Below are 8,187 nucleotides of genomic sequence, written 5' to 3'. Positions count from 1 at the left end.
GTTGATGGTGATGCCACGGGCCTTTTCTTCGGGGGCCTTGTCGATCTGGCTGTAGTCCATCGTTTCGATGGTGGGGTCCATCGCGGCGGCCGTGAAGGTGATGGCAGCGGTCAGGGTGGTCTTGCCGTGATCGACGTGTCCGATGGTGCCGATGTTCACGTGCGGCTTGTTGCGCGAAAAAGTTCCTTTTGCCATGTTCTCTGCTCCCTCCAAGTGGTGGATTTACACGCAAAACCGCCCCTTTGATCGGGCGTCCCCCGCGCATACCGCAGGGTTCTGATGGTGTGACCCACATTGGGTTGATTCTCGCCAGGGCAGTGTCCCGCCGTGCTGGCACGTTGCGCTGGAATCCAGACGCACCGAAGAAGAAGGATACAGGAAACCAGGGATCATGGCAAGTCTGATGGAGAAATAGAAATCTCGCCTGACCGCCACTTCAGGCACCGCTGGGAGATGTATCCAGAAAAGTATCCCTGCAAGGCGAGAAGCTGAAGCCAATTCGGCTGTTTCTATTCAGCCGGACACCCGATCAGTGTCGGGCGTAGGCCACCACGTTCTTATCGAATGCGCCGATCAACATGAAGATGCCCAGCACGGTGCCGATGGGAAAGATCAGAAGGGTAAACACACCGATCACGATGGCCGAAACGCGGCCCCAGCTTCGGCCTTCCAGCAGGGCGCGGCGCGTGTAATACAGCCACAGGATCAGAATCGCCGTGATGGCGAAAGACAGCCACAGCACCCATTGGAGCTGATCGGGGGCGAGCTGGATGGGCGGCAGTCCTGAAGTGGAAGACTGCTGATTCAGGCGGGCCAGCATGTCGGTCAGCGTCGGGCCGGAGAAAGGCAGGGTCAGCAGTGAGATCGCGTTGTAGAAGACGCCAATCAGCAGGGGCAGCGTCAGGAACAGCAGGCGCTGGGGACGCGGGCCGAGTTGTTTTTGTTCGGGAGAGGTGGGGGCAGTCATCACTTCCCAGAGTACCGTGCCCGCGTCCCCAGGCCCACATCTCCAACCCCACATCGCCAATGGGGACAAAAGAAAAAGCCCGCCAATCACGGCGGGCCTTTTCCTCTCAAGTCTGGTTTACTTCTTCATCAGCCCCTGGGCGATGTTGGCCGGCACCTGGGTGTAGTGATCGAAGAACATGCTGTAGCTGGCGCGGCCCTGCGTCATCGAGCGCATTTCGGTGGCGTAGCCGAACATCTCGCTCAGCGGCACGAAGGCCTTGACGAGCTGGGCGTTGCCGCGCGCTTCCATGCCCTGAATCTGGCCCCGGCGGCTGTTGAGGTCGCCGATGATGTCGCCCATGAAGTCGTCAGGCACAGTGACCTCGACGCGCATCACGGGTTCCAGGATCGCGGGAGCGCCCTTCTGGACGGCTTCCTTGAGGGCCATTGATCCGGCGATCTTGAACGCCATTTCCGAGGAATCCACGTCGTGGTAGGACCCGTCGTAAATGGTGACCTTCATGTCCACCACCGGGAAGCCCAGCATGGGACCGCTCTGCATGGCTTCCTCGATGCCCTTCTGGGCCGGGTTGATGTACTCGCGGGGGATGGTGCCGCCCACCACGGCGTTCTCGAACACGAAGCCGGAGCCGGGTTCCAGAGGCTCGGCGCGGATCTTGACGTGCCCGAACTGTCCGCGTCCGCCCGACTGACGAACAAACTTGCCTTCCACGTCGGTGGCCCTGGTGATGGTCTCGCGGTAGGCCACCTGGGGCGCGCCCACGTTGGCTTCCACCTTGTACTCGCGCCGCAGACGGTCCACCAGGATTTCCAGGTGCAACTCGCCCATGCCCGCAATGGTGGTCTGACCGCTTTCCTGATCAGATTCCACACGGAAGGTGGGATCTTCCTCGGCCAGCTTCTGGAGACCGACGCCCATCTTTTCCTGATCGGCCTTGGTCTTGGGTTCGATGGCCAGCTTGATCACGGGTTCCGGGATATCGATGCTTTCCAGCAGCACGGTGTCGTCGCCGTCCCCGATCAGGGTATTGCCCGTACCGGAGTCGCGCAGGCCGATCACAGCGCCCAGTTCCCCGGCCTTCAACTCGGTGACTTCTTCACGGCTGTTGGCGTGCATCTTCAGCAGACGGCCCACGCGCTCGCGCTTGTCCTTGGAGGCGTTCATGATGTAGCTGCCGGACTGCATGGTGCCCGAGTAGATGCGCACGAAGGTCAGGCGGCCCACGTAGGGATCGGCCATGATCTTGAACGCCAGCGCGGCCAGCTTGCCCTCGGGATCAGGCGGGAAGGTGACGGTTTCCTCGCTGTCTTCCACCTTACCGACGATGGCCGGAACTTCCAGCGGGTTGGGCAGGTAATCGATCACGGCGTCGAGGAGAAGCTGAACGCCCTTGTTCTTCAGCGCACTGCCGCACAGCACCGGGAAGATCTTCTGCGCGATGGTGCCCTTGCGCAGGGCACTGATCAGCTCCTCCACGGTGGGGTCCTCGCCTTCCAGGAACTTCATCATCACGTCTTCGTCGACTTCGGCGGCGGCCTCGATCATCATGGCGCGCATTTCGGCCACCTTGCCCACGAACTTCTCGGGGATGTCGCCGATCTCGCCCACCACGATATCGGTGCCCAGATCGTTGGCGAAGGTGTGGGTCTGCATTCTCACGATATCGATGATGCCCTTGAAGTCGGCTTCCTCGCCCATCGGATACTGGATGGGGGCAGGAATCGCGCCGAGGCGTTCGCGGATGTCGTTCAGCACTAGCTCGAAGCTTGCGCCGGTCTTGTCCATCTTGTTGGAGAACGCGATGCGCGGCACGCCGTAACGGTCTGCCTGACGCCACACGGTCTCGCTCTGCGGCTCGACGCCCTGGCTGGAATCGAACACGGCCACTGCGCCGTCCAGCACGCGCATGGAACGCTCGACTTCAATGGTGAAGTCCACGTGACCGGGGGTGTCGATGATGTTGACGACGTATTCCTGATCGGTGCCGGAACGGGTCCACTTGGCGGTGGTGGCGGCGGCGGTAATCGTGATACCGCGCTCGCGCTCCTGCTCCATCCAGTCCATGGTGGCCGCGCCGTCATGTACCTCGCCGATGCTGCGGTTGCGCCCGGTGAAGAACAGGATGCGCTCGGTGGTGGTGGTCTTGCCCGCATCGATGTGCGCGGCAATCCCGATGTTGCGGAAATTGGTCAGGTAATTGGTGGCTTTGGTGGTCATTGGACTCCCTGATTGAGAGGGGAAGCGTGTCTCGCCTCCCGAGTGGGTTGAGCCGAGCAGCAGACTTGTGCGCCCGACAGTTTGCGCCCCTCACCTGAACTGGACGGCAGGGAATCCCACCGTCCAGTTCAACGCTTCTGGGCGGAAAAAACGTTTACCAGCGGTAGTGCGCGTAGGCGCGGTTGGCTTCCGCCATACGCTCGATATCGTCTTTCTTCTTGATCGAGCCACCACGGCCCTGGGCGGCGTCCATGATCTCTCCGGCCAGACGCTCAATGGCAGTGCGCTCGGGACGGCTGTCCACGGCTGACATCATCCAGCGCAGGGTCAGGCTCTGCTGGCGGCGCACACTGACTTCCACGGGCACCTGATAGGTGCTGCCCCCGACGCGGCGGCTGCGGACTTCCACGCGCGGCTTGATGTTGTCCATGGCCTGCTTGAAGATCTTGAGTGACTCCTGACCGGTGCGCTCTTGGACGACTTTCATGGCTCCGTAGAAAATACGGCTGGCAAGGTTCTTCTTGCCGTCTTCCATGATGCGGTTGATGGTGGCGCTGACCAGTACGTCCTGATAAACCAGATCGGGCTGGAGGGGACGCACTTCTGCTCTGCGGCGACGTGCCATGTTGAACTCCTTGGGTGCTTTTGTGGTGCGCTGTGTTTAAGCGCGTTTCGCTTGATTCATTGGCCTGACCTCTGGCGAACATGGGTGTTCTTGCCGCAAGGTGGCGTGCCGACTGTCCTGCTCATTTCTGTGAAGAGAAAAGCAGGGACTTTACTTCTTGGCCGCCTTGGGCTTCTTGGTGCCGTACTTGGAGCGGCTCTTGTTGCGGTCCTTGACGCCCTGGGTGTCCAGGCTGCCGCGCACGATGTGGTAACGCACGCCGGGCAAGTCCTTGACGCGTCCGCCGCGAATCAGTACGACGCTGTGTTCCTGAAGGTTGTGGCCCTCGCCGGGGATGTAGGCGGTGACTTCAAAGCCGCTGGACAGACGCACGCGGGCAATCTTCCGCAGCGCCGAGTTGGGCTTCTTTGGCGTGGTGGTCTTGACGACCGTGCAGACGCCGCGCCGGAAGGGGCTGCCCTTCAGGGCCGGAACCTTGCTCTTCTTCTGGAGCGTGGAACGCCCCTTGCGGATCAGTTGCTGGGTGGTAGGCAGGGTGAATCACTCCTCGTGTTCGGTGTTCCAAAGATTGATGGATCGTTCTCGGAAGGTGGGGCCAGCCCACGCGTACGGGGCCGGGCGACGGGTTGACAGTTCCAGCTTTGAGGTGATCACGCGCTCCTGACGGACTTTTACGGCTGTCAGCATCAGCCTTGACGGTCACTTGCCGGAGCGGAATGAAGAAAAACTCCTCGCGGTGCAACCCTGGACCGGGGCAGTTTTCAACCTTGGCATGATACGCCCCGAGCGGGTGGGACGCAAGTGCGACAGACGCCCATTCCACCAGACCTTGTCGCCTGCAACAAGGCATGACAGGTTCTCAGTTTGTTGTGCCGATGACGTTCTGTGCGGATTCATAGACGGGAAGGACGGGACTTCAGGGCATTCAAAAAGTTTCACCCGTTGGCCTCTACCCCGCCCGATCAGGGCGTGCTACACTCCCGCTTGCCCATCGTATGAAGGCGGCGCGGAGAGGTGCCAGAGCGGTTGAATGGGTCAGTCTCGAAAACTGAAGTACGGGCAACTGTACCGTGGGTTCGAATCCCACCCTCTTCGCCAGAAGCACAGCAGCAGAAGCGTCCCAGTCGATCAGGCTGGGGCGTTTGCTTATGCAGGCAGGTCCGTGTTCAGCACGCCAAGCAAGGCTTTCAGATCCGGCAGCATGTACTCCGCTTCCACAGCCAGATTCGCGCCGGGCGTGACCAGCAGGGCGGCGGGAATTCCGGCATCGTGGGCCGCACGAATGTCCAGTTCCCGGTCACCGACAGCGAGGCACCCGGCAGGCTTCAGCGCATGACGGTCCATTGCCGCCAGAAACATCGCCGGATCGGGCTTGCGCGCATAGCCGTCGCTGACGCTGATCAGATCGTCCACCAGCGGCCACAGCCCCGCCGCCTGCAAGCGGACGATGGCCCCTTCGCGGTCCCGGTGCGTGACCACCAGATTCAGCGCACCGCGCGCCCGAACTTCCGTCATAACCTCACAGGCATACGGCATGGGCGGGGCAAATTGACCGCTCCGCCGGGCCTCGGCCTGTCCATGCGCCTGCCACAGCGCGTCCTCTTCCAGACCCAGCCGGGCCGCCAGCGTCCCAATGGCATGGCCCAGCGTGACACGGGTCAGCGGAACGAGTGCGGTCAGTTCGGTGGGACGCCCCAGTGCTGCCAGAGCGTCCTGCAACGCGCCGTCAATGGCCGGGTAGGTGTCCAGAAGTGTGCCGTCCAGATCCCACAGGAAACTGGGCGTGGGGCCTGAATTGGAAGGAGTCAAAACAGCGTCAGTCTAGCGCCCACCTTTCAACGTTCTCCCACACCCGTTTCGGTTAGAAAGGGCGGCAACACGACTTTTTCGGACTGCGGCCAGGAGTCGCTGTAAATCCCGGCAAACTCGCTAACCACGGACGGCGCGGTGGTGGCGAGGTCATACTCGGCCAGACCCAGTGGCCCCTGTGTCCACGAGGAATAGTGCATGTTCATGCTGCCCACCACGAGCATCTCGCCGTCTACCAGCATGGCCTTGGCGTGCAGCGGCGTGGGAAACCAGCGGGCCTGGAAACGGGCGGCGGGGATGCCGCGCTTGCTCATCTCGCGGCCCAGATAGGCCAGGGCGATGCGGTTTTCAATCCCGCCCAGACCACCCTCATCGGTCATCAGACGGACCCTGACCCCGCGTTCCAGGGCGTCCAGCAGGGCCGTCATGTATGGCAGGCGGTCCCGCTCGGTACACAGCGCCGGGTTCAGCAGCGCCACGATGCAGCTCACGTCCATGCTGAAGTTGACCTGAAGTAGATCAACACGACTTCTGGCGGCCCCCAGCACAGCCACCACCGCCTGATCGGCCTCGGTAAAGCCCTCGCGGCGGTACAGGCTGAAGACGCGCTGGGTTCCCGCCGGGTAGGCGTCGCGGACCTCGGGCGGGCCGCCCCGGACGCCGCGTGCGCCCAGACGGCAGCCCTGCTGCGGATTGGCGGGGTCCGGTTCGGCGTCGCATTCCACCACCTTGCTGCGGGTCCACAGGTCTTCAAAGACAGTCACGCCGTCCTGTGCCACCGGGCCACGCGTGACCAGCGCCAGATCAAACAGGTTGTCGCCCTTACCCGATGGATGGTTGCGTGGAAAATGCCCGTAGCCATAGTTGAAGCCAGCGCCCATCAGCAACTCGCCGTCAATGACCAGCAGTTTGACGTGGCTGTGCGGAAAGGTGCCCACGTAATTGCCCAGCCGCACCCGCCATCCATGCGCCGGGTCATCCAGCGGCACGCCCGCCGATTTGAGATCGCGCAGCGCCCCCCAGACCTCGGCCCCCCACTCAAAGGTGGACACCACCGGGAAATTGCCCAGGGTCAGGCGCACGTCCATGCCGTCCGGGTAGGCGGCGGGATCGGCCCTGACCCGCGCGTACAGCCCAGCCAGAGCGTGTGCCAGTGTCTGACCGGGGTTCAGGGGTCCCTCCTGCCACTGCATGGTGGTAAACAGCACTTCACGCCGGGCACTCAGGACCAGCGCGGCCACGTCATCAAAGCCGCTGGCCGCCGCCGGGTCGTGGCTTTCCAGCGCTTTCTCGGCGGCGAGGTCTGCCGGGACCACCGCCTCGCCGGGCATTCCCACTGAGCTGGGGCCGGGCATACGGATCAGGGGATAGACCTCGTTCTGGCAGGACAGGTCCGGGCGGTTGTCCTGGGTGGTCACCTGCCAGACCACGCGTTCCAGCGCATTCGTCGGTTCGGAGCAGGCCGACATGGCACTGCGGTTGGCCGGCTGTGTGACGCGCAGAGGGGCCGGATTAACTGGGCGGGAGGTCACGAACTCGCCCAGCGTGCGGGTCAGTCCCAGCACCGAGGCCAGCACCAGCAGCGAGAGGGTGGCGACGACATTGACCTGAATGCGGCTGGCGACTTGCAGGGGGTGACCTGTTCGCTTCTCGCCCAGTTCCACGTCACCCAGTTCCACGATGCGCGTCATGGCGCGGCGCACGCCCAGACCCCACCCCAGATGGATCACGGCCACCAGCGCCATGACGATCAGCACGAAGCCCCAGCCGCTGCGGATCACGCCCGACACGCCCAGCAGGGGAAACAACAGGCCGCAGACCACGCCGCCCAGCCCGGCCCCCAGCAATCCGGCCAGCGCGGGCCGCCAGACCTGCCCCACGCGCACGGTCAGCAGGCCCAGCACCAGACCCGCCAGCAACCCGTACAGCGCTGCCACCGCACCAAGAAGCACGCTGAGGTGGAGATTCCCGCCCAGCGCTCCCTGTTGGTATACCGCCGTCCCCACCAGAATCAGCAGCGCAGGAACCATCAGCACGCCCCCGGCCACCGCCAGCGCCACGCCCACGCGGTACGGTCTGGCGCGGAACGGCACGCCCAGTTTCGTCAGGGGCAGCGCCCCGGCGCTCAGTGCCCCGATCAACGCGAAACCTGCCGTCACGGCCAGCGACGCCGCCAGAACCGCCACGTAGGCCCGCAAAAACACCTGTGCGTCAGGCAACGCCTCCACGGCAGGGCCGATCAGAAGACGGGCCAACAACAGGGTCAGGATCACTCCAAAAACGGCAGAAAAAACCAGAACTCGCATGGCGGGCCTCCTTTTGCGGTCTCCTGGCCCGGCGGCGTACCACACCAGACTCACGGTCAGCGCAAGTCCCGCCAGCGTCGCCAGCAGGGTGAGAACCAGGGTCCAGACAGGCCGCCGTTTGTCGCGTGAGGCCAGCCAGACCAGGGCGGTGGTGGCCGTGATTCCACTGATGGCCGCGAAGATGACCCTGAGCAGTTGGCGGTAGGAAGCGCTCACGCCTGGACGACTTGGTCAAAACGATGCTGGAAGAGGGAGAAGTC

At 63.3% G+C, this 8,187-nt stretch carries 7 protein-coding genes and 1 tRNA gene; 1 reads left to right on the top strand and 7 read right to left on the bottom strand.

Annotated elements, in window-relative coordinates:
- From BOO71_RS01570 to rpsL, 5 genes are all read right to left on the bottom strand, one after another.
- A partial coding sequence (locus BOO71_RS01570; RefSeq protein WP_254842980.1) for a GTP-binding protein occupies positions 1-195 on the bottom strand: 195 nt, incomplete at its 3' end.
- 334 nt (positions 196-529) lie between these two features.
- Positions 530-967 (bottom strand): hypothetical protein, encoded by a 438-nt coding sequence (locus BOO71_RS01565; RefSeq protein WP_075830238.1) that lies wholly within the window; start codon positions 965-967, stop codon positions 530-532.
- Positions 968-1,084: 117 nt separating this feature from the next.
- Entirely contained in the window at positions 1,085-3,187 is a 2,103-nt protein-coding gene (gene fusA / locus BOO71_RS01560; RefSeq protein ID WP_075830237.1) for an elongation factor G, read from the bottom strand.
- A 154-nt stretch (positions 3,188-3,341) separates the two neighbouring features.
- Complete coding sequence (gene rpsG, locus BOO71_RS01555; RefSeq protein ID WP_029479390.1) at positions 3,342-3,812, bottom strand: 30S ribosomal protein S7; 471 nt, start codon at positions 3,810-3,812, stop codon at positions 3,342-3,344.
- Positions 3,813-3,962: 150 nt separating this feature from the next.
- Positions 3,963-4,346, bottom strand: coding sequence for a 30S ribosomal protein S12 (gene rpsL / locus BOO71_RS01550; protein ID WP_029479391.1), 384 nt, complete (start codon positions 4,344-4,346; stop codon positions 3,963-3,965).
- Between the two features lie 474 nt (positions 4,347-4,820).
- Here rpsL and BOO71_RS01545 point away from each other — a divergent pair.
- A tRNA-Ser gene (locus BOO71_RS01545) sits at positions 4,821-4,910 on the top strand.
- Between the two features lie 48 nt (positions 4,911-4,958).
- Here BOO71_RS01545 and BOO71_RS01540 read toward each other — a convergent pair.
- Both BOO71_RS01540 and BOO71_RS01535 read right to left on the bottom strand, forming a co-directional pair.
- Positions 4,959-5,621, bottom strand: coding sequence for an HAD family hydrolase (locus BOO71_RS01540; protein WP_075830236.1), 663 nt, complete (start codon positions 5,619-5,621; stop codon positions 4,959-4,961).
- 26 nt (positions 5,622-5,647) lie between these two features.
- Entirely contained in the window at positions 5,648-8,143 is a 2,496-nt protein-coding gene (locus tag BOO71_RS01535; RefSeq protein WP_083652836.1) for a phospholipase D-like domain-containing protein, read from the bottom strand.
- Between the last annotated feature and the right edge of the window lie 44 nt (positions 8,144-8,187).

It is taken from the genome of Deinococcus marmoris (genome assembly GCF_001949125.1).
GTDB lineage: Bacteria > Deinococcota > Deinococci > Deinococcales > Deinococcaceae > Deinococcus > Deinococcus marmoris_A.
The sequence above is the reverse complement of the archived record's forward strand: the minus strand, read 5'-3'. Positions and strand labels throughout refer to the sequence as shown.